The following is a 21835-nucleotide window of genomic DNA, read 5'->3' on the forward strand; positions in this document are numbered from 1 at the left end:
GAGGTCACAGCCATGTCGGGTCGCCGCTCCGGGGGCCGCGCGGGCAACCGCGCGCTCCGGAAGATGTGGGCGCTCCCCGCCATCCTGCTCTCCGGCGCCCTGATGCTCATCTCGTCCGGGCCGCCGGCCGCCGCCACACCACCCGGCCAGCAGCGCGGCTCGTCCATCGCGACCACCCAGAACGACCACGGTTCCTCGACGCCCTCGGCCGTCGGCGCCGACGACGTGCGCGACCTCTCCGTCGCCGTCGCCCCGGCGACCGGCAAGCTCGGCTACGCGCCGCCCACGTCCGCGGGCACCGTCATCGGGCCGCTCGATCTCTCTCTGCTCGAGGCCGCACTCGCACCGGCCGACCGCGTCCCGGCCGACGCCGCCTGGACGCCCACCGACCCGCAGCGCGGCCCGCCCGTTTCCCGGTAGTAGACGTCCCCTCAGAACCTCGTCCGACGGCGGGCCCACGCCCTCGCCGGGCACGTCCCTTGGAGACCTGACCGTGGAACGCACGTCCGCGCTCTACCTTGCGATCGCCGTCATCGCGATCATCCTGCCCAGCTACGCGCTGATCCGCCGACGCGCCCAGAAGCGCGGCGTCGCCAGCGACGGCGGGCGGTTCTTCCGTGCTGTGACGGCCGTGCTGGTCCTCGTCGGCTCCGGCTTCGTCACGCTCACCGCCAGCCCGCACCTCGGCCTCGACCTCGAAGGCGGCGCGCAGATCGTCCTGGAGACACAGGACACCGACACCGTCGAGGCCAACGCCGAGTCCACCGACCGCGCCCTCGAGGTGCTCCGCCGCCGCGTCGACGCGCTCGGTGTCTCGGAGCCGTCGCTGAGCCGCTCCGGCGACCGGCGCATCATCGTCGAGCTGCCCGGGGTCTCCGACCCGCGTGAGGCCGCCGAGGCGCTCGGCCAGACCGCCCAGCTGACGGTGCACCCCGTCCTCGGCTACGACACCTCCGGCCTGACGCCCGAGACCCCCGCCGAGACACCGCCGGCCACGCCGCCGGCGGAGACGCCGGCCGCCACCCCGCCGGCCACCGAGGGCTCGGTCGGCGGCGCCATCGAGCCCGAGGCCCAGACCGGCGACACCGGCACCGACGTCGTGGCCGGCTCGACGCCCGCCCCGTCGCAGACCCCGGCGCCGGGCGAGACCCCGGCACCGGACGCCGGCGACCAGCTGGTGCTGCCGGACGAGTCCGGCCAGCCGCTCATCCTCGCGCCCACCGCGATGACCGGCGAGGAGATCAACGGCGCCGACGCCATCTACGACGTGCAGCGCGGCGGCTGGCTCGTCACACTCGACTTCACCGGCAGCGGCGGCGACACGTGGGCGCAGCTCACCAGCGACGCCGCCTGCCAGCCCGACGGCGACCCGACCCGCCGCATCGCGATCGTCCTCGACGAGACCGTCATCTCCTCGCCGAACGTCACCACCAGCGTCCAGTGCGGCGTCGGCATCCGCGGCGGCCAGACGGAGATCACCGGCGACTTCGACGAGGACGAGGCCAAGGACCTCGCCGCGCTGGTCGAGGGCGGCGCGCTCCCCGTCGACGTCACCACCGTCGAGCAGCGGGTCGTCGGACCGACGCTGGGTGAGGCCGCCATCGAGGCCAGCGCCTGGGCCGCGATCATCGGTATGGCCGCCACCGCGATCTTCATCGGCGTCGCGTACCGCCTGGTCGGCCTCATGGCCATCCTCGCGCTGGTCGGCTACGCCGGCCTCTCCTACGCGGCGCTGACCGCGCTGGGCGCCACGCTGACGTTGCCCGGCCTGGCCGGCTTCGTGCTGGCCATCGGCATGGCGGTCGACGCGAACGTGCTGATCTTCGAGAGAGCCCGCGAGGAGTACGTCGACGGAAAGACGAAGAGTCTGCGCGGCGCCATCCAGAGCGGCTTCAAGAACGCGCTCTCGGCCATCGCCGACTCCAACGTCACCACGCTGCTGGCCGCCGCGCTGTTGTTCTTCCTCGCGTCCGGCCCGGTCCGCGGCTTCGGCGTCACGCTGACCATCGGTGTGCTCGCGTCGCTGCTGTCGGCGCTGGTGCTCAGCCGGGTGCTGTGCGAGTGGCTGGTCGACCGCCGCTGGCTGAACCGTCACCCCGACGCCAGCGGCCTGGCCCACCACGGCCGGGTCCGGCTGTGGCTGCGCCGGCGCAACCCGCAGCTCATGGCCCGGCCGGCGCGCTGGCTGCTGATCTCGGCCGTCGCGGTCGCGCTGGCCTTCAGCGGCATCCTCGTGCGCGGCCTCGAGTACGGCATCGAGTTCACCGGCGGGCGCCTCATCGAGGTGTCACCCACCGAGACCGTCGACGTCGACGACGCCCGAACCGCGGTCGCGGACGCCGGCTTCCCGACGGCCGTCGTCCAGGAGTCCGGCGACGACGACATCACCGTCCGCGCCAGCGACATGTCCGACGACGACGCGGCCGCCGTCATCGCCGCGCTCGACGAAGCCGGCGGTGGCGCCGAACTCGTCCGCGACGAGCTGATCGGCCCCAGCCTCGGCGACGAACTGCAGCGCAACGCGCTCATCGCACTGGGGGTGGCGCTGGCGGCGCAGCTGGCGTACCTCGCTATCCGGTTCCGCTGGACGTTCGGCACCGGCGCCGTCGTGGCCCTGTTCCAGAACGTCGTGATCACCGTCGGCATCTTCGCCTGGATCGGCAAACCGCTGGACGGCATGTTCCTCGCCGCCCTGCTGACGATCATCGGCTACAGCGTCAACGACACCGTCGTCGTGTTCGACCGCGTCCGCGAGACCTGGACCCGCAAGGACGGCGAGCGCTTCCGCGAGGTGGCCAACACGGCCATCCTCAACACCCTGCCGAGGTCGGTGAACACCGGTGCCAGCACCCTGTTCATCCTCATCGCGCTGCTCATCCTCGGCGGCGACTCACTGTCCGACTTCGCACTCGCGCTGGTCCTGGGCATCATCGTCGGCACGTACTCGTCGAACTTCACGGCAGTGCCACTGACGATCCTGCTCGAGGACAAGAAGCCGGCCCCGCCGCCGGCGCCGAAGAAGGCCGACAAACGCAGCCGCGAAGACCCCAACTACGGCGCCGTCGTCTGACGGACCGCGTCACCTGACGCAGTGGAGGCGACGGTACCCGCTCGGGTACCGTTTCCTCCTCCGCCCGAATAGCTCAGCTGGCCAGAGCAACCGCCTTGTAAGCGGTAGGTCGTCGGTTCGAATCCGACTTCGGGCTCCAGATCGACGCCTGTCCTGCGGCACCAGCGGATCTTCTGCTGCGTCCGCGGTCCGCCACGGTGCGAGGCGACCAGAACGGGTGAGTGTCTGGTGTCGCTCTGGCACCACCAAACGCTCCCCCATCGAGGCGCGCTGCTCGGCAGGTCATGAGCTGCTCGCGGGGGTCGCGGAGGACTGTGTCGTTCGGGCCCGGCTGTCGTCTGCGCGACGGTTGTCAGCGCCCGCCCGTAGGGTGGGAAGCCCTCCCAGCCGGGCGGGGACCACACCCTGGCAAGCGAGCATCCCGGTTCGGCGGCGTCCCGGTAGCGTTCGTCGACGTCGGCTTCGCCGCGCCCGGCCACCCGCAGGAGACGTCGGCTCCCTGGCGTTGACGTGGTGCGTGTCGTCGGTGCCGGAGCGGGCGTTGCCGGAGCCCGCGTTCATCCGCACCCACCGCGACCGCTTCACCGCCGCTCTCCACGACGGTGGCGGCGACGGGCCGCCAGGACGTCGCGGAGGGGCGGGACGACGACGCCGGTCTCGGCCATGCGACGGCGGGCCTGCCGCCGCGAGCGCAGGATGCCGACCAGCCCGATCGTCCACATCAGGTACTGCACGCACATCGCCACGCGGAAGTCGCCCAGTTCGTATTGCGACGAGGCTCCGCCGCTGCGGGCGTCCAGCACCAGGCCGACGGCCAGGATGGTCAGCAGCGAGGCCACGAACCCGCCCACGTTGACGATGCCGGTCGCGGTGCCCAGGCGGTTCGGTGGGTTGAACGTGCGGGCGAAGTCGAAGCCGATCATCGAGCCGGGTCCGCTCAGCGCCATCGACAGTACCAGCAGCACCAGGAGCCAACCGGGCGCCCGCCCTGGCAGCAGCAGGACGGCGGTCCAGGCGGCCGCGTTCGCGAACACGATCCCCAGCACCAGCCACGACCGCCGCAGCGGGTGCCGCTGCACCATGACGCCGATGACCGGGCCCGCCACCACGCCCGCGATGACGGTGAGGGTCAGCAGCGCGCCGGCCGCCGCCTCCGAGAGGCCCTCGCCGGAGACGAGGAACGGGAACCCCCACATCAGCGCGAACACGGTGCCGGAGAACTGCGTCGTGAAGTGCGTCCACAGCCCCAGCCGGGTGCCGGGATGCCGCCAGGCCGTGACGAGGTCCGCGCCGAGGTGGCGCATGGAGCCGTCGGCCACCGGCTGCGCCCGCGCCGACGGAGTGTCGCGCAGCGCCGCGGCAGCCAGCACGCACACGAGCACGCCGGTGGCGGCCGCCGAACCGAACGCCGCGCTCCAGCCGTAGGAATGCAGGACCATGACGAACGGCACCGCCGACAACACCTGGCCCGCCTGCCCCACCAGGCCGGTGAGCTGCGTCATCACCGGCACCCGGCCGGGCGGGAACCAGGCGGAGACGATGCGCAGCACGCTCACGAACGTCAGCGCGTCGCCCATGCCGACGAGCACCCGGCCGGTCGCCGCCAGCGGCACCGACCCGGCGGCCGCGAGCACGGCCTGACCGGCGGCCATGAGCAGCGCCCCGGCGATGACCAGCCGTCGCCCGCCGACGCGGTCGAGCAGCATGCCGATGGGGATCTGCAGCCCGGCGTAGACCACCAGCTGGAGCACGACGAACGAGGCGAGCACGCTGGCCGACACGTCGAACCGGTCGGCGGCGTCGAGGCCGGCCACGCCGAACGTGGTGCGGTGCATGACCGCGACGATGTACGCGGAAACGCCGACGGCCCAGATGGTCCAGGCGCGGCGCGGAGTCGACATCAGGGTTCCATTGTCCACTGCCGCTCGCCGGGGCGATCGCGAAGGACCCGGCACCCCAGGAGGGAGCACCGGGCCCTCCGTCCATCGGTCACGAGGGCATGTGACCATTCCGACTGCGGGTTTGATTTCAGGCGGTCCCCACAATCGGAAGTGGCGGCTCGAAAACCACCACATCCGAGAATGCGCGGCTGTTCACAACGCATGACAATCTCGCGCACAAGTTCCTGGGCAAAGGCTTCTAGACGGGCAAAAGACTTTCAGAAATCGACTAGTCGTGCATGTCGACGCGCCCGGACCTGGGAACACGCTGACCGATTTGCCGGTAAACGTCAGGAAAGATCGGCCGATCGGTGGAGGGCCTCATGGGTCCAACGACGACTCGGGGGTCGATTCGCCGGAATTGGCCGTCAGGTGGCGGCGGTGCGAATGTAGGACGAGAGGGAGTCGCGCTCGACTTCGAGTTCGGTGATGCGGATCTTCACGACGTCACCGATGCTCACGATGCCGTCGAGCCCGCCCTCGTCGCCGACCACCGGCATGTGCCGGAACCGGCCGACCGTCATGGCGGCGGCCAGTTCGTCGATGTGCTGGTGCGGCACGCACGTCTGCACGTCGGCGGTCATGATCGCGGAGACCGGCTCGGAGAGCACGGCGGCACCGCGGGCGGCCAGCGCCCGGACGACGTCGCGCTCGGAGACGATGCCGCTGATCGTGCCGCCGTCGGGCGAGACCACGACGGCGCCGATGCGGTTCTCGGCCAGGACGGTCAGCAGAGATCGGACGTCGGTGTCTGGGGGCACCGTCACGACGGCCCTGCCCTTGGTCCGGATGATGTCGGAGATGCGCATCGGGGGCCTCCTACCCGGCTCGGAGTACTCCTGGTGCCTTTGAACCGTACGGCGTTCGCGACGATCAGGAAAGGCCTCTGGTCAGTCAGGGGTGCTTTTACCCCGGATTGTCCGGGGCAAGCGCGGCGGTGGGCGCCGGTCCGGTCGACCCGCGCACCACCAACTCGGGCGTGAACAGCAGTTCCGAACGGTCCGCGGGCGCGCCGGCGATCTGTTCCAGCAGTGCCTGGACGGCGGCCGCCGCCATCGCCGGGACCGCCTGCCGAACGGTCGTCAGCGGCGGGTCGGTGAACGGGATGAGCGGCGAGTCGTCGTACCCGATGACCGACACGTCGCCGGGCACCGCCCGCCCCCGCTGCCGGACCGCCCGGACGGCGCCCAGCGCCATCAGGTCCGAGCCGCAGACGATCGCCGTGCAGCCGGCGTCGAGCAGTTGCTCCGCACACGCCCGGCCGCCTTCGACGGTGAAGAACGACGTCGCCACCAGGCCGTCCGGGTCAGGCGCGCCCGGGACCGCGCGCAGCCCGCGCGTGAATCCCTCGATCTTCCTGGCGGCCGGGACGAACCGGCGCGGCCCGATCGCCAGGCCGATGCGGCGATGCCCGAGCGACGCCAGGTGCTGCACCGCCAGCTCGGCCGCGGCGACGTCGTCGGTGGACACGAACGGCACGTCCAGCCCGGGCACGAACCCGTTGACCAGGACAATCGGCAGCCCGAGGTCGCGCAGCCGGTGGTAGCGGGCGGGACCTGCCGTGCTGTCGGCGTGCAGCCCGGAGACGAACAGGATGCCTGCGACGCCGCGGTCGACCAGCATCTCGACGTACTCGTCCTCCGTGACGCCGCCGGGCGTCTGGGTGCACAGCAGCGGCGTGTACTCGCGCTGCGCCAGAATCGTCTCGATGACCTGCACGAACGCCGGGAAGACGGGATTCTCCAGCTCGGGCACGATCAGCCCGATGAGCCCGGCGCTGGTCGAGCGCAACCGGCTCGGCCGCTCGTAGCCGAGGACGTCGAGCGCCGCCAGCACGGCCTGCCTGGTCTGCGCGGCCACGCCCGGCTTCGCGTTGAGCACCCGGCTGACCGTCGCCTCGCTGACCCCGGCATGCTGGGCGACGTCGCTGAGCCGCACCGTCATGGACGGACGGTACCGCGCGGAGGGCACCGACCAGCGGCCACAGACACCCCCGCGTGACCTACGTCACGCCCGGGTGACGTATCGAGTGTCGCCATATAGTGTCTCGTAACACCCGCAACCTGCCAGTAACCAGCGGGACAACTTCATACCCCGTCCACTTCACAACGGATCGTCCGGCACGTACCTGCCGGTGAAGGGAATCAACGATGGCTACGGTCACGTTCGACAAGGCCTCCCGGATCTACCCGGGGACCGACAAGCCGGCGGTCGACGCGCTCGATCTCGCCATCGAGGACGGGGAGTTCCTCGTTCTCGTCGGCCCCTCCGGTTGCGGTAAGTCCACCAGCCTCCGCATGCTGGCCGGCCTCGAAGAGGTCGACGGCGGCGCCATTCGCATCGGCGACCGCGACGTCACCCACATGCCGCCCAAGGACCGCGACATCGCGATGGTGTTCCAGAACTACGCGCTGTACCCGCACATGACGGTGGCCGACAACATGGGCTTCGCCCTGAAGATCGCCGGCACCCCCAAGGACGAGATCCGCCGCCGTGTCGGCGACGCCGCCAAGCTGCTCGACCTCTCCGAGTACCTCGACCGCAAGCCGAAGGCGCTCTCCGGTGGTCAGCGTCAGCGTGTCGCCATGGGCCGGGCCATCGTCCGCGAGCCGCAGGTGTTCCTCATGGACGAGCCGCTGTCGAACCTCGACGCCAAGCTGCGCGTCTCCACCCGCACCCAGATCGCCTCCCTGCAGCGCCGGCTGGGCATCACCACCGTCTACGTCACGCACGACCAGGTCGAGGCCATGACCATGGGCGACCGCGTCGCGGTGCTCAACGCCGGCCTGCTGCAGCAGGTCGACAGCCCGCTGGGCCTGTACGACAAGCCGTCCAACGTGTTCGTCGCCGGCTTCATCGGCTCGCCGGCCATGAACATCGCGACGTTCGACGTCAAGGACGGCCGCGCCACCCTGGGCGCCGCCGACATCGCCATCCCGGCGTCCATCTCCTCGAAGGTGGCCGAAGAAGGCTCCGACACCGTCACGCTGGGCTTCCGTCCCGAGGCGCTCATCCCGGCGTCGGCCGAGGAGCCGGGCGGCATCCCGGTGCTCGTCGACGTCGTCGAGGAGCTCGGCTCCGACGCGTACGTGTACGGCCGCCCGGCCGGCCCGGCCGCCGACGAGCAGGCCGACCGCCTGCGCAGCGACCAGATCATCGCGCGGGTCGAGCCGCGCAACGCGCCGCAGAAGGGCGAGAAGATCAACTTCACCGTCCGCCCGGGCAGCGAGCACTTCTTCTCGGTCAAGACGGGCGAGCGGCTGGAGCCCTGATCCACGGCTGATCACCAGCTGAACGCCGCGGCGAGGATCCGGCGCTCCGTACGGGACAATGGTGTCCATGGAGCTTCGGATCCTCGCCGCACCACGCGAGCAGCAGGCGCTCCTCGACCTGCCCTGGGACATGCCCCTGGAGCAGTGGCCGGAGTGGTATCTGGTCGCGCTCCCCCGTGGCATCTCGCGCCACGTCGTCCGCTTCACGCGGCTGGGCCGCAACGTCTACGCGCTCAAAGAGATCGTCAAGCCGTTCGCCGACCGCGAGTACCAGATGCTGCGCGATCTCGCCCGGCTCGACGTCCCGGCCGTCCAGGCCGTCGGCGTCGTCAGCGGCCGCGAGGCTCCCGACGGCGAGCCGCTCGACTCCGTCCTCGTCACCCGGCACCTGCAGTTCTCGCTGCCGTACCGCGCGCTGTTCGCCCGCATGATGCGCCGCGACACCGTCGACCGCCTCATCGACGCGCTGGTCGTGCTGATCGCGCGGCTGCACCTCACCGGCTTCTACTGGGGCGACTGCTCGCTGTCCAACACACTGTTCCGCCGCGACGCCGGCGCGTTCGCCGCGTACCTCGTCGACGCCGAGACCGGCGAGCTGCACAACGGGCTCAGCGACGGCCAGCGCGCGCACGACCTCGACACCGCCCGCACGAACATCGCCGGCGAGATGATGGACCTGCTCGCCGCCGGCCAGCTCGACGAGAGCGTCGACCCCATCGCCGTCAGCGATCAGGTGGTCGAGCGGTACGAGGCGCTGTGGACCGAGCTGACCGAATGGGAGGCGTTCGACGTCAACGAGCGCTGGCGCATCGCCCGCCGGGTCGACCGCCTCAACGAGCTGGGCTTCGACGTCGACGAGCTCGACATCGTCACCGACATCGGCGGGCGCACCATCCGGGTGCAGCCGAAGGTCGTCGACCCCGGGCACCACTCGCGCCGGCTGCTGCGCCTCACCGGCATCGACGCACAGGAGAACCAGGCCCGCCGGTTGCTCAACGACCTCGACACCTATGCCGCCGTCACCGAGCAGCAGGGCGAGGACGAGGAGATCGTCGCCAACGCCTGGGTCCTGGACAGCTACGAGCCGGTCCTGCGCGCCATCCCGCGCGAGCTGCGCGGGAAGTTGGAGGGGCCCGAGATCTTCCACGAGGTGCTCGAGCACCGCTGGTACCTCTCCGAGAACCTGGGCCGCGACGTCGGGCTCGAGGAGGCCGCGCGCGACTACGTCGACACCGTGCTGCCGCACAAGCCCGACGAGCTGGCCATCCTGGGCGGAACCAGCGCCGAGCCCGACACCACGCAGCCGTTCCGCATCACGTGGAACGACCTTCAGTAACCCCACCTGTTATGGTGCTCGGCGCGGGCACATGACCCTTGGGAACTGAATGAGGCGCCACTCCATACGCACGCGCAGTGTTCTCGCACTCGCGGCCGCGGCCTCCGGCGCTGCCCTCGTGCTCACGGCGGCAGGCCCGGCGATCGCCCAGGACGTACCGCTCACCACCGAGAACCCCCGACCCAATTCCGGGCCGCTGACCGGCGGCGACGCGGCCTACGAGTACGCGCCCACGATCATCGCCGAGAACGGCGTCTACCGCATGTGGTACTGCGCGCAGGATCCGCAGGGCGCCGTGCCGGGCGACGACATCCTGTACGCGGAGTCGCCGAACCTCGACGGCCCGTTCACCGCGCCGGGCGGCGGCGACCCGCTGATCGTCTTCGAGGGCCGCGGCGACGCCAGCTTCGACGGGCAGCACGCCTGCGACCCGTCGGTCGTCAAGGTCGACGGCACCTACTACCTGTATTACGGCGCCGCCGTGAACGACGGCGTCACCACCATCGGGGTGGCCCGCAGCGCCGACGGCCTCAGCTGGGAGCGCATGGTCGACCAGCCGATCATCACGCCGGCGAACCAGCAGGACACCGGCAACGGCTACGGCGCCGGCCAGCCCAGCGCCGTCTACCTCGACGGGCAGTTCTACCTGATCTTCACCGACACCACCGGCGCCGGCGCGTTGCCCAGCAACGGTGCGGGCCAGTTCGCGTGGCGCTCGTCCGACCCGACGTTCGCCACCGGCACCGAGGTCGTCACCGCCGACGGCTGGCAGCCGTTCACGCCGGAGAACTCGCGCGGTTTCTCGGTGGCCAACGCGTTCTCGGCGGACTGGCAGTACTCCGACGAGCTCGAGTCGTTCGTCATCGCCCACAACAACGACGCCGGCAGCACCACCCTGACGTTCCTCGGCACCGAGAACCTCGCCGAGCACCCGTGGGCGCCGGCGACCATCGAGGGGCCGTGGGTCGAGGGCCCGGGCATCGTGTCGACGCCCGACAAGCATGCCGTCGACGACGACGGCGGCGAATGCGGCCGGGTGCCGGTCGACATCATGCACGCCAGCCGGGCCGACGGCGTGCCGCCGCAGGACCTCGTGCACAAGGGCATCGACGTCGTGGCGCCGATCGAGTGCGAGACGCCCACACCGACGCCGACCCCGACCGAGGACCCGACCGACGAGCCCACCGACGAGCCCACCGAGGACCCGACGGACGAGCCCACGGACGAGCCGACCGACGAGCCCAGCGAGTCGCCGACGCAGGAGCCGACGGACGAGCCGTCCGAGAGCTCGACGCCATCGCAGGAGCCGACCGAGGACCCGACGCCGTCGCCGTCGCCCACCTCGGACGACGACCTGCCTGACACCGGCGCCGGCAGCACCGGCGTGCTGGTGACGCTGGGTGCGGCCCTGGTGGCCGGCGCGGCGCTGCTGTACCGGTTCCGCCGCGGCACGGTCGCGTAACCCACGACGCACGACGAGGGGCGGGTCACCGGCTGGTGACCCGCCCCTCGTGTTCGGTCAGACGCGGTACGGCGCACCGCCGCGGACGGCGTCGGTGACCTCCTCGTTCACCGGGCGGATCTCGACCGCGCCGCCGGCGCCGCACGGGATGCGCGCCGCGATGGCCGCCGCCTCCTCCGGCGTCTCGCAGTCGACCAGGTAGTAGCCGGCCAGCAGCTCCTTGGCCTCCAGGAACGGGCCGTCGGTGACGGCGGGCGCGCCGCCGTGGGCGCCCGCGCGCACCGTTCGTACGCCGGAGCCGTCGCCGAGCGCGGCCGAGCTGAGCACCGTCCTGGACGCGTTGAGCTCCTTGAACAGGGTGACGTGTCCCTGCAGCCGGGCCTCCGCGTCAGGGTCGGGGCCGGCGCCCTGGTTGTTGTAGATGAGCATCAGGTACTTCACGGCGTCCACCCTCTCACGATTTCGGTGTGACTCAGGTCACATAAGCCGGTGTCGAAATCCGTTCCGCGACCGCGACGTACCGAGTGACAGCGCGATCGAAGAACCTGAGAGAGGGACCACCGTGACGACCATCGACACCTCGGCTCCTGTGGAGCGAGCCGGCAAGCGCCAGTGGATCGGCCTGGCTGTACTGGCCCTGCCCACGCTGCTGCTCGCGCTCGACATGAGCGTGCTCTACCTGGCGCTGCCGCACCTGGCGGCGGACCTGCAGCCGAGCAGCACCCAGCTGCTGTGGATCACCGACATCTACGGCTTCATGGTGGCCGGCTTCCTCATCACCATGGGCACGCTGGGCGACCGGATCGGCCGGCGGAAGCTGCTGATGATCGGTGCGGTCTGCTTCGCCGCCGCGTCGGTGCTGGCGGCGTGGTCCACCAGCGCGGAGATGCTGATCGCGACCCGGACGGTGCTGGGCATCGCCGGCGCGACGCTGATGCCGTCGACGCTCGGCCTGATCACCAACATGTTCAAGGACCCGAAGCAGCGCGGCGTCGCGATCGCGGTCTGGATGAGCTGCTTCATGGGCGGGACGGCACTCGGCCCGGCCGTCGGCGGTGTGCTGCTGGAGGCGTTCTGGTGGGGCTCGGTGTTCCTGCTCGGCGTCCCGGTGATGGTGCTGCTCCTGACGACCGGCCCCGTGCTGCTGCCCGAGCACCGCAACCCCGACGCCGGCCGCCTCGACCTCGTCAGCGTGGGACTGTCGCTGGGCACCATCCTGCCGATCATCTACGGCTTGAAGGAGCTGGCGAAGGACGGCGTGAGCACCGTGGCGCTGGGCGCCGTCGTCGCCGGCGCGGTCGTGGGCGTCACGTTCATCCGCCGGCAGCTGCGCCTGGACGACCCGCTGCTGGACCTGCGGCTGTTCCGTAACAAGCGGTTCAGCTCGGCACTGGGCATCTTCTCCGTCGGCGGCTTCGCGATGGGCGGCATGTTCCTCTTCGTCAGCCAGTACCTGCAGCTGGTCCAGGGCCTGTCGCCGCTGGAGGCCGGGCTTTGGCTGGTCCCGCCGGCCGTCGCGATGATCGGTGGCACCATGTTCGGCCCGGTCCTGAACCAGAAGGTCGGCGCCGGCTGGGTGATCGGCGGCGGGATGGCCGTGGCGGCGGCCGGGCTGTTCCTGATGACGCTGGCCGGCGCGACCGGCGGCCTCGGATTGATCGTCGGCGGCATGATCGTCGCCACCGTGGGCCTGGGCCCGGGCGCCGCTCTGACGGCCGACATCGTCGTCAGCTCCGCCCCGCCCGAGAAGGCCGGCTCCGCGGCGTCCGTCTCCGAGACCAGCGGCGAGTTCGGCATCGCCCTCGGCATCGCGATGCTCGGCAGCCTCGGCACCGCGGTCTACCGCTCCGAGCTGACCATCCCCGCCGGCACCCCGGCGGAGCTGGCCACCGCCGCCCAGGACTCCCTGGCCGGTGCGGCCGTCGCCGCCGCCCAGCTGCCCGGCGACGTGGCCGCCCCGCTGCTGGATGCCGCTCGCGAGGCGTTCATGACCGGCCTCAACACCGTCGCCGGCATCGGCGCCACCGCGATGTTCCTCTTCGCGATCGTCGGGGTCAGCCTGTTCCGCCGGTTCCAGCCGGCCGCTCCCGCCCCCGAGGCGGCGACGGCGGAGGCGTCCGAGGCCGAGGAGCCCGTGGCGGCCTGATCCTCGAGCGCTGTCCCGGGAGCCGGGGCCGGTCCTCCGACCGGCCCCGGCTCTCGCGCGTTCAGGCGCCGGGGATGGCGGGGACGGGACGTACCGGAGCCGCCGCCCTGGTGTCGAACTTCGTACTCGCCAGTGCCCGCTCCGCCGGCGTGACGAGGTCGAGCACTTCGCCGGCGACATTGGCTGTCGCGCCGCGCTCGATCGCCTTGGTGCGCAGGATGCCGGCCTGACGTAGTTCCTCCAGTGCCGCCGTCGCGGCCGGGAACGAGACGTCGAGAATCCTCGTCAGCTTGACGGCCGCACTGGCCGCCGCGCTGCCCGCGACCGCCTCGTGCCTATAGGCCCCGGGTCCGGCGATGTACCGATCGCGCAGCGTGGCGAGCACCAGGCTGATCGGCAGCACTGCCTGCTGGGTCGCGCCACGGCGGGCGAGGACGGTGTGGATGAGCACCCGGCCGACTCGCCCGTTGCCATCGGTGAAGGGGTGGATCGTCTCGAACTGCGCGTGTACCACGGCCGCCTGGATCAACGGGGCGTGAGCGGCACCGTTGAGATAGTCGAGGAGGTCGGCCATCAACTCCGGCACCCGCTCCGCCGCAGGCGGCACGAAGTCGGTGCCGATCGGGTTCCGGTCCGACCGCCGATCCGGTTCTGCACCGTGCGCAGGCCGTGGTGCTGCGGCTGATCGGGCAGCAACGAGGCGTGGAGGTCGACGATGCCTTCGACGGTCAGTTGGTCGGCTTCGACCAGCTCGGTCGTCGACCGGCGGACGACGGTCACGTTGTTGGCGACCAGGCGAGCCTGCTCGCTCACGCCCCGCACCGACTCCGACCGTCCCCGTTCGGCCAGCGCCACCGCCTGTGGCGACCTGACGGGAGAGGTCGCCGCGCACCGCGAGGGCGAGACCGTCGACTGCGTCGGGAACGTCACGTCAGTACGAGCCCGCACGCTGCGCTCTTCCAGGAATGCCGGACTGCCGCTGCGACTCCCAGTACGCAGCCCCCCAAGAGGCCATCGCATTTATCTTTTCACCCGCCACCACTCCACTGAAGTTTGAGGCCACGTACTTAAATGGACGCGGTGGTGATGAAAGGATCACCGCGAGCGCTGACGCAGGGCCTCGTAGAGCACGACGGCGCCGGCGGCGGCCGCGTTGAGGGAGCTGGCGCCGCCGGTCATGGGGATGCGGGCGACCACGTCGCAGCCGTCGCGCCAGGCCCGGCTCATGCCGGTCGTCTCGTTGCCGATCACGACGACGGCGCCACCGGCCAGCGGCGCCTCGGCGAGGTCGACCGTGCCGGTCTCGTCCGTCCCCACCACCGTCGCACGTCCCGCGGCCCAGTCCACGAGCGGTGCCGGCCCGGGCAGCCGCAGCACCGGGATCGTGAACATCGAGCCGGTGCTGGCGCGGACCGCCTGCGGATCCCACGGGTCCGCCGCATGCCCCGTCACGACCACCGCGTGCGCACCCAGCGCGTCCGCCGACCGCACCAGCGACCCGACGTTGCCCGGGCTGACCGGCCGGTCGAACACCACGACCAGCGGATCGGCCACCGCCGGCAGCCGGTCCAGTGAGGTGTCGTCGGGGCGGCGAACGACGGCGAGCAGCTCGGGCGCGCCGTCGGACCGTTCGCCGAGCTCGGCCAGCAGCGACGGCGCCACCCGCACGACCGGCGCCACGCCCGATGCCATGAGGTCGGCCGCCCACGCAGACGGCCGGGGCCGGCCGTCGAACAGCAGGGAGACGAACGGCACGCCCGCCGCGGCGGCCAGCGAGATCGGCCGCACGCCCTGCACGAGCAGCTGACCGCTGGACTGCCGCTTCGACCGGTTGGTCAGCAACGCCTGCCACTGCTGGAACGTGGCGTTGCGCCGTTCGACCGCCCTCACTCGGGCGACCGGAGCCCGCGCGAGATGACCAGCCGCTGGATCTGGTTGGTGCCCTCGAAGATCTGCATGACCTTGGCCTCGCGGAAGTACCGCTCGACCGGGTGGTCGCGGGTGTAACCGGCGCCGCCGAGCACCTGGATGGCGTCCGTCGTCACCCGCATCGCGTTGTCGGTGGCCACCAGCTTCGCCACGCTGGCCTGGTGCCGGAACGGCAGCGACGCGTCGCGGCGGCGGGCCGCGACGACGTAGAGGGCGCGGGCGCTCTCGACCGCCGCCGCCATGTCGGCCAGCAGGAACCCGAGGCCCTGGTGGTCGATGATCGGCCGGCCGAACTGCTCCCGCTCCTGCGCGTACTCGGCCGCCGCCCGCAACGCGGCCTCCGCGAGCCCGGTCGCGATGGCGGCGACGCCGAGCCGGCCGGAGTTCAGCGCCTCGAGCGCGATGCCGAAGCCGTCGCCCTCGCGGCCGATGCGCCGCTCGACCGGCACCCTGACGCCGTCGAGGTTGACGATGGTCGTCGGTGAGGCCGTCAGGCCCATCTTCTTCTCCGGCGCGCCGAAGGAGAGCCCCGGGAGGTCGGCCGGCAGCAGGAAGCACGAGATGCCCTGCGAGGCGTCGTCGGAGGTGCGGGCGAAGACGGTGTAGAAGTCGGCGATGCCGCCGTGGGTGATCCACGCCTTGGTGCCGGTCAGTACGTACGCGTCGCCGTCGCGCACCGCTCGCGTGGTCAACGCGGCCGCGTCGGAGCCGGCGTGCGGCTCGGACAGGCAGTAGGCGCCCAGCAGGTCGCCGCCGATGAGATCGGGCAGCCAGCGTTTGCGCTGTTCGATCGTGCCGTGCGTGGCGAGCGGCCAGCAGGACAGCGAGTGGACGCTGACGGTCAGCGCGACGGTGGCCCAGCGCTCGGCCAGCTCCTCCAGGCTCTGGAGGTAGACCTCGTACGGCTGGGCGCCGCCACCGTAGGTCTCCTCGTACGGCAGGCCGAGCAGGCCGATGCGGCCCAGCGTGCGGACGAGGTCGCGCGGGTACTCACCCGCCTCCTCCGCTGCCGCTGCTCGCGGGCGCAGTTCGCGCTCGGCGATGTCGCGAATCAGGCCGATCAGGTCGACGGCCTCGGGCGTGGGCAGCATGCGCTCCACGGACACGTCCGGTTACCTCCGCGGTTCGGCGCCGTGACCGGGGATCGCCCGGGCGACGGCGTCAGTGATCGGCCGTAGCCTACCGCGACTCCGTGCCGTTCCTGGCCCGGGTGACCTCGTAGAGCGCGACCCCGGCCGCGACGCCCGCGTTGAGCGACTCGACGCTGCTCACGATGGGGATGCGCACGACCAGATCGCAGGTCTCGGTGACGATGCGGGACATGCCGGCGCCCTCGGACCCGACCACCAGGCACAGCGGCTGGTCCAGCGCACGGGCGGCCGCGATGTCGGTGTCGCCGGCGCCGTCGAGCCCGACGACGAACAGCCCGGCATCCTGGTACGCGCGCAGCGCCCGGGCCATGTTGGTCGCCTTCGCGACGGGCAGCCGGGCGGCCGCGCCGGCGGAGGTCTTCCAGGCGCCGGCCGTCATGCCGGCGCTGCGCCGCTCGGGGACGACGACCCCGTGGGCCCCGAACGCGGCGGCGGAGCGGACGACGGCGCCCAGGTTGCGCGGGTCGGTGATGCCGTCGAGCGCGACGACGAGCGGCACCTCACCGGCGTCGAAGGCCGCTTTGACGAGGTCGGCGGGGTCGGCGTACTCGTACGGCGGCAGCGTCAGCGCCAGCCCCTGGTGCACGGCGCCGCTGGTGAGGCGGTCCAGCTCCGACCGCGGCGCCTCCAGCAGCGGCAGGCTCCGCTCGGCGGCGATCTTCAGCACCTCGCGGACGCGGTCGTCGCTGTCGATGCGCTCGGCCACGTAGAGCGCCTTGACCGGCACCTCGGCCCGTAGCGCCTCGACGACCGCGTTGCGCCCGGCGACGATCTCGGCGGCGCCCGGCTTCCCCGAGGCTCCGCCGCGGCGAGGCGCGCCGGTCCGATCGGCGGCCTTGCGGGCCGCGGCCGCCTTGCGCGCGGCCGGGTGCGCGGTGCGCTCCTCGGCCTTGGGCGTGGGGCCCTTGCCCTTGAGCGCCTTGCGCCGCTGACCGCCGGACCCGACGACCATGCCCTTCTTCGTGCCCGTCTTGCGCATGGCGCCGCGGCGCTGAGAGTTGCCGGCCATCAGTGATTTCCTCCGAGGTCGCCCGGTTCATCGGACAGTTGCCAGCGGGTGCCGTCGGGGTTGTCCTCGACGACGATGCCGGCCGCCTTGAGCCGGTCGCGCAGGGCGTCGGCCGTGGCGAAGTCGCGGTTCTCGCGCGCCCGCTGGCGCTGCTCGAGGACCGTCTGGACGAGGACGTCGACGGCGCCACGCAAGCGATCGCCGCCACTGCCGACCGTCGCCAGGCCCAGCCACGGCTCGGCGAGCGGGTCGAGGCCCAGGACGCCGAGCATGGCCCGCACCGACGCGAGATTGGCCCGCAGCTCGACCCGCTCGCCCGACGTGAGCAGCGTGTTGCCCTCGCGGACGGTGTCGAACAGCACGGCCAGCGCCTGCGGCACGGAGAGGTCGTCGTCCATGGCCTCCCGGAACGCCGCGGGGACGTCCGCCGCCGGCCTGACGTCGGTGGTCACCTCGGTCGCGCGGACGACGTAGCCCTCGATGCGCCGGAACGCGGCGGCCGCCTCGGCCAGCGCCTCCTCGGAGAACTCGACGTGGCTGCGGTAGTGCGGCGCGGCGAGGTAGTAGCGCAGCTCGATCGGCCGGATGCGCTGCACGACGTCGGCGACCAGCAGCGAGTTGCCCAGCGACTTGCTCATCTTCTCGCCGGCGGTGGTGACCCAGCCGTTGTGCATCCACGTGCGGGCGAACGCGTGTCCGGCCGCGCGGGACTGGGCCAGCTCGTTCTCGTGGTGCGGGAAGCGCAGGTCGATGCCGCCGCCGTGGATGTCGAACTCGGCGCCGAGGTACTTACCAGCCATCGCCGAGCACTCCAGGTGCCAGCCGGGCCGGCCGCGGCCGAACGGCGTGGCCCAGGAGGCGGTCTCCGGCTCGCCGGGCTTGTGCCCCTTCCACAGCGCGAAGTCGCGGGGGTCGCGCTTGCCGCGGGGGTCGGCGTCGGCGGCCGCCTCCATCTCGTCGATCTTCTGGCCGGACAGCTCGCCGTACGACGGCCACGAGCGCACGTCGAAGTAGACGTCGCCGGAGCCGTCCTCGGCCGCGTAGGCGTGCCCGCGCTCGATCAGCTCGTCCATCAGCTCGATCATCTCGGGGATGTGCCCGGTGGCCCGCGGCTGATACGTGGCCGGAAGGCATCCGAGCACCTCGTAGGCGGCGTCGAGCGCGCGCTCGTTCTCGTACGCCCACGCCCACCATGGGCGGTCCGCCTCGGCCGACTTGGTGAGGATCTTGTCGTCGATGTCGGTGACATTGGCCACGATGGTGACCTCGTAGCCGTTGTGCTCGAACCAGCGCCGCAACACGTCGAAGACGACTTCCTTGCGGATGTGGCCGATGTGCGGCGGTCCCTGCACGGTCAGCCCACAGTGGTAGATCCCGACCTGGCCCGGGACCACCGGGACGAAGTCGTGGAACTCACTGCTGGCCGTGTCGTACAGGCGAAGACTCACCGGACAAGGGTAGCCACTCCGGAGCCTCTGTACGGCCCCGCGGGCGACCTCGCCGTTCCCACATCACCGGTCCGATGGGGAACAATGAACGGTGACCATGGTGACCGACGACGCACAGACCCGAGTGTCCACCCGGCGTGAGTGGCCGTGGTGGGCTCCGTCGGTGTCGGCCGGTCTGATCAGCGCCGCCGTGCTGGGCCTCATGACCTGGCTGGTCCTCGAGCGCGGCTGGTTCATCGCCTGGGACTGGGACTTTCACGTCTACGTCGACGCCCGTCAGCCCGACGGCACCACGAAGGCCCTGCTCGACGCCCTGGCCAGCCTCGGCGGGCAGCGACTTTACACGCTGCCGATCATCGCCGCGGTGGGTCTGTTCGTCGCCTACAAGCAGCGCAGCGTCCGGGTGCCCATCGCCATCGCGTCGGGGCTGGCCACGGTCCTGTTCATCGGGTACTGGATCAAGTTCGGGCTGGGCCGCACCCCGCCGGCCAGCGGGCAGGACGTCCTGCACAGCGTCGGCCAGGCGTTCCCGTCCGGGCACACCGCCAACGCCACGCTCACCTGGTTCCTGCTGGTCGTGGTGCTGTTCGGCGCGAACGGACTGAAACCCGACCCGGTCCGGTTCCGCCGCTACCTCTGGGTGGCCGCGGCCGGCGTGCTGGTCACCGGGTTCCTCATGACGGCCCTCGACTACCACTGGGTCAGCGACATCCCGGGCGGCATGGCGCTGGGCCTGCTGGCGCTGATGATCTCGGTGACGGTGCTCAGGGTGCCGCCGTTGCGGTGGCGGCGCCCGCGGCGATGAGCCCGCGGTCCTCCAGGGCTGCCCAGAGCTCGTCCGCGACGGGGGCGTCCAGCCAGGCGGCATTCTGCCGGACCTCGGCCGGACTGCGCATGCCGACGACGACCGACCGGACCAGCGGGTGGCGCAGCGGGAACCGCAGCGCGGCGTGCGGCAGCACGGCGCCGTGCTCGGCGCAGACGGCGGCGAGGTCGCGGGCGCGGGCCAGCACGGGCGGCGGCACGGCGTCGTACTCGTAGGTGCCGGCCGGGTCCGGGTCCGGCGCGGCGAGCAGCCCCGAGTTGTACACTCCGGCGGCGACGACGTCGGTGCCGGCGGCGGCGCAGGCGGGGAACAGGTCGGTGAGCGCGGGCTGTTCGAGCAGCGTGTAGCGGCCGGCCACCATGACGACGTCCAGGCCACCGGCACGGACCAGCCGCGTCAGCGCCGCGGCGTCCTTCGAGCCGGCGCCGACGGCGGTGACGGCGCCCTCGTCGCGCAGCTCGGCCAGCGCCGGGATCGCGGTGGCCAGCGCCTCGTCCAGCCGGTCCTCCGGATCGTGCAGGTAGAGGACGTCGACCCGGTCCAGGCCGAGCCGGGTCAGGCTGCCGTCGAGGCTGCGGCGGATGCCGTCACGGCTGAGGTCCCAGACCCGGCGGTGGGTGGCGGCGACGGCGAAGCCGGCCTCGTCGTCGCTGCCGCCACGGTCGTCGGGCACCAGCAGCCGCCCCGCCTTGGTCGACACCACGAACTCGTCCCGCGGCCGAGCGGCCAGTGCCGCGCCCAGCCGCTGCTCGGACACGCCGAGCCCATAATGCGGCGCGGTGTCGAAGTAGCGGACCCCGGCCGCCCAGGCGGCGTCGACGGTGGCGGCTGCGGTGTCCTCGTCGACGGCGGTGTAGAGCCCGGCGATCGGGGCCGCGCCGAACCCGAGCCGGGTGAGCCTGTGCTGCCGCGCCAGGACCGGCGCGCCGCGGTCAGCGGAGGGTGTCAGCGCCATACGTCGCCGTCCGGGTACCGGTGCGCGCGGATCGACGGGACCAGGATCTCCGTTCCCGCGCCCGGTCGCTCGGGAGCGCGGTAGCGGCCGCTCTCGATGCGGACCGGGTCGGCGAAGTGCTCGTGCAGGTGGTCGACGTACTCGATGACCCGGTCCTGCATCGTGCCGGAGATGGCGACGTAGTCGGCCATGGCCAGGTGCTGGACGGCCTCGCACAGCCCGACGCCGCCCGCGTGCGGGCAGACCGGGACGCCGAACTTGGCCGCGAGCAGCAGGATCGCCAGGTTCTCGTTGACCCCGGCGACCCGGGTCGCGTCGATCTGCACGATCTGGGTCCCGCCGGCCTGGAGCAGCTGCTTGAACACGACCCGGTTGGCGACGTGCTCGCCGGTGGCGACCCGGATCGGGGCGATGCGTTGTGCGATGGCGGCGTGGCCGAGAACGTCGTCGGGGCTGGTCGGCTCCTCCACCCACCACGGGTCGAACGGGGCCAGCTCCTTCACCCAGCGCACCGCCTCGTCGACGTCCCAGCGCTGGTTGGCGTCGACGGCGATGCGGATGTCGGGGCCGCAGATCTCCCGGGCGATGCCCAGGCGGCGGACGTCGTCGTCGAGGTCGCCGCCGACCTTCAGCTTGATCTGCGTGAACCCGGCGTCGATGGCCTCGCGGGTGAGCCGGGCCAGTTTGGCGTCGTCGTAGCCGAGCCAGCCGGGCGTGGTCGTGTAGGCCGGGTAGCCCTCGGCCAGCAGCCGCGCCGCCCGCTCCTCGCGACCCGGCTCAGCGGCCTGCAGCAGGTGCAGCGCCTCGGACGGGTCGAGCGCGTCGGTGAGGTAGCGGAAGTCGACGAGGTCGACGAGGCGCTCCGGCGAGAGGTCGGACAGCAGCCGCCACAGCGGGACGCCGGCGCGCTTGGCGGCGAGGTCCCACAGCGCGTTCACCACGGCGCCGATCGCCATGTGCATGACGCCCTTCTCCGGGCCCAGCCAGCGCAGCTGCGAATCGTGCACCAGCCGCCGCCACGCACCGCCGAGGTCCGCCAGCAGCGCCTCGACGTCCGCGCCGACCAGCAGCGGCCGGAGCGCGTCGATGGCCGCGACCTGCACGTCGTTGCCACGGCCGATCGTGAACACGAACCCGTGACCGTCGGGACCGTCGTCGTCGACCCGCAGGATCACGTAGGCGGCGGAGTAGTCCGGGTCCGGGTTCATCGCGTCCGAACCGTCCAACATCCGCGACGTCGGAAAACGCAGGTCGAATGTGTCGAGAGCGGTGATCTGGCTCATGGCGACCC

19 protein-coding genes and 1 tRNA gene are annotated in these 21835 nt (G+C 71.9%); 8 read left to right on the top strand and 12 right to left on the bottom strand.

Annotation, left to right across the window (positions count from 1 at the left end; genetic code table 11):
• Positions 1–12: 12 nt before the first annotated feature.
• The 3 genes from DZA62_RS14420 (at position 13) to DZA62_RS14430 (ending at position 3209) form a co-directional block, all read left to right on the top strand.
• Positions 13–420, top strand: coding sequence for a hypothetical protein (locus DZA62_RS14420; protein WP_157987680.1), 408 nt, complete (start codon positions 13–15; stop codon positions 418–420).
• A gap of 202 nt (positions 421–622) precedes the next feature.
• Complete coding sequence (gene secD / locus DZA62_RS14425) at positions 623–3070, top strand: protein translocase subunit SecD (protein WP_116949837.1); 2448 nt, start codon at positions 623–625, stop codon at positions 3068–3070.
• A 62-nt stretch (positions 3071–3132) separates the two neighbouring features.
• Positions 3133–3209, top strand: a tRNA-Thr gene (locus DZA62_RS14430).
• A gap of 442 nt (positions 3210–3651) precedes the next feature.
• Here DZA62_RS14430 and DZA62_RS14435 read toward each other — a convergent pair.
• The 3 genes from DZA62_RS14435 to DZA62_RS14445 form a co-directional block, all read right to left on the bottom strand.
• A complete protein-coding gene (locus tag DZA62_RS14435) occupies positions 3652–4971 on the bottom strand; it encodes an MFS transporter (RefSeq protein ID WP_116949599.1) in 1320 nt (439 codons plus the stop codon).
• 407 nt (positions 4972–5378) lie between these two features.
• Positions 5379–5819, bottom strand: coding sequence for a CBS domain-containing protein (locus DZA62_RS14440; RefSeq protein ID WP_116949600.1), 441 nt, complete (start codon positions 5817–5819; stop codon positions 5379–5381).
• A gap of 97 nt (positions 5820–5916) precedes the next feature.
• On the bottom strand, positions 5917–6954 hold the full coding sequence (locus tag DZA62_RS14445) for a LacI family DNA-binding transcriptional regulator (RefSeq protein WP_198663768.1): 1038 nt from the start codon (positions 6952–6954) through the stop codon (positions 5917–5919).
• A 206-nt stretch (positions 6955–7160) separates the two neighbouring features.
• Here DZA62_RS14445 and DZA62_RS14450 point away from each other — a divergent pair, with 206 nt between their 5' ends.
• The 3 genes from DZA62_RS14450 (at position 7161) to DZA62_RS14460 (ending at position 11080) form a co-directional block, all read left to right on the top strand.
• On the top strand, positions 7161–8282 hold the full coding sequence (locus DZA62_RS14450; RefSeq protein ID WP_116949602.1) for an ABC transporter ATP-binding protein: 1122 nt from the start codon (positions 7161–7163) through the stop codon (positions 8280–8282).
• Between the two features lie 67 nt (positions 8283–8349).
• Positions 8350–9618, top strand: coding sequence for a DUF4032 domain-containing protein (locus DZA62_RS14455; protein WP_116949838.1), 1269 nt, complete (start codon positions 8350–8352; stop codon positions 9616–9618).
• Between the two features lie 118 nt (positions 9619–9736).
• Entirely contained in the window at positions 9737–11080 is a 1344-nt protein-coding gene (locus DZA62_RS14460) for an LPXTG cell wall anchor domain-containing protein (RefSeq protein ID WP_157987681.1), read from the top strand.
• 57 nt (positions 11081–11137) lie between these two features.
• On the opposite strand, the gene DZA62_RS14465 is transcribed toward DZA62_RS14460, so the two are convergent.
• Positions 11138–11521, bottom strand: a complete 384-nt coding sequence (locus DZA62_RS14465) for a YciI family protein (protein ID WP_232827453.1) — start codon at positions 11519–11521, stop codon at positions 11138–11140.
• Positions 11522–11615: 94 nt separating this feature from the next.
• Between DZA62_RS14465 and DZA62_RS14470 the strand changes: the two genes are divergently transcribed.
• Entirely contained in the window at positions 11616–13226 is a 1611-nt protein-coding gene (locus DZA62_RS14470; protein WP_408618889.1) for an MFS transporter, read from the top strand.
• A gap of 61 nt (positions 13227–13287) precedes the next feature.
• Here DZA62_RS14470 and DZA62_RS14475 read toward each other — a convergent pair whose 3' ends face one another.
• The 6 genes from DZA62_RS14475 to cysS all read right to left on the bottom strand — a co-directional run bounded on the left by DZA62_RS14475 (position 13288) and on the right by cysS (position 18763).
• The gene (locus tag DZA62_RS14475) at positions 13288–13833 is read right to left on the bottom strand and encodes a Fic family protein (RefSeq protein WP_232827463.1); all 546 of its coding nucleotides are present in this window, start codon (positions 13831–13833) and stop codon (positions 13288–13290) included.
• Positions 13800–14081, bottom strand: coding sequence for a hypothetical protein (locus tag DZA62_RS36855; RefSeq protein WP_232827465.1), 282 nt, complete (start codon positions 14079–14081; stop codon positions 13800–13802). Before DZA62_RS36855 ends, DZA62_RS14475 begins: the two co-directional genes overlap by 34 nt.
• A gap of 240 nt (positions 14082–14321) precedes the next feature.
• Positions 14322–15116 (bottom strand): TrmH family RNA methyltransferase, encoded by a 795-nt coding sequence (locus DZA62_RS14480; RefSeq protein WP_116949605.1) that lies wholly within the window; start codon positions 15114–15116, stop codon positions 14322–14324.
• A complete protein-coding gene (locus DZA62_RS14485) occupies positions 15113–16261 on the bottom strand; it encodes an acyl-CoA dehydrogenase family protein (protein WP_116949606.1) in 1149 nt (382 codons plus the stop codon). Before DZA62_RS14485 ends, DZA62_RS14480 begins: the two co-directional genes overlap by 4 nt.
• Positions 16262–16334: 73 nt before the next feature.
• Positions 16335–17315, bottom strand: a complete 981-nt coding sequence (gene rlmB / locus DZA62_RS14490) for a 23S rRNA (guanosine(2251)-2'-O)-methyltransferase RlmB (protein ID WP_116949607.1) — start codon at positions 17313–17315, stop codon at positions 16335–16337.
• Positions 17315–18763 (bottom strand): cysteine--tRNA ligase, encoded by a 1449-nt coding sequence (cysS, locus tag DZA62_RS14495; protein ID WP_116949608.1) that lies wholly within the window; start codon positions 18761–18763, stop codon positions 17315–17317. The genes rlmB and cysS overlap by 1 nt, the downstream gene beginning before the upstream one ends.
• A 97-nt stretch (positions 18764–18860) precedes the next feature.
• Here cysS and DZA62_RS14500 point away from each other — a divergent pair, with 97 nt between their 5' ends.
• Positions 18861–19568 carry a phosphatase PAP2 family protein gene (locus tag DZA62_RS14500; protein ID WP_116949609.1) on the top strand — a complete coding sequence of 236 codons (708 nt, stop codon included), beginning with the start codon at positions 18861–18863 and terminating at the stop codon, positions 19566–19568.
• Here the strand turns inward: DZA62_RS14500 and DZA62_RS14505 are convergent.
• Together DZA62_RS14505 and DZA62_RS14510 are read right to left on the bottom strand one after the other, a co-directional pair.
• A complete protein-coding gene (locus tag DZA62_RS14505) occupies positions 19528–20544 on the bottom strand; it encodes an aldo/keto reductase (protein WP_116949610.1) in 1017 nt (338 codons plus the stop codon). The genes DZA62_RS14500 and DZA62_RS14505 overlap by 41 nt on opposite strands.
• Positions 20535–21827 carry an L-fuconate dehydratase gene (locus DZA62_RS14510; protein ID WP_116949611.1) on the bottom strand — a complete coding sequence of 431 codons (1293 nt, stop codon included), beginning with the start codon at positions 21825–21827 and terminating at the stop codon, positions 20535–20537. Before DZA62_RS14510 ends, DZA62_RS14505 begins: the two co-directional genes overlap by 10 nt.
• Positions 21828–21835 lie beyond the last annotated feature (8 nt).

This window comes from Jiangella endophytica, assembly GCF_003427025.1.
Taxonomy (GTDB): Bacteria; Actinomycetota; Actinomycetes; order Jiangellales; family Jiangellaceae; genus Jiangella; species Jiangella endophytica.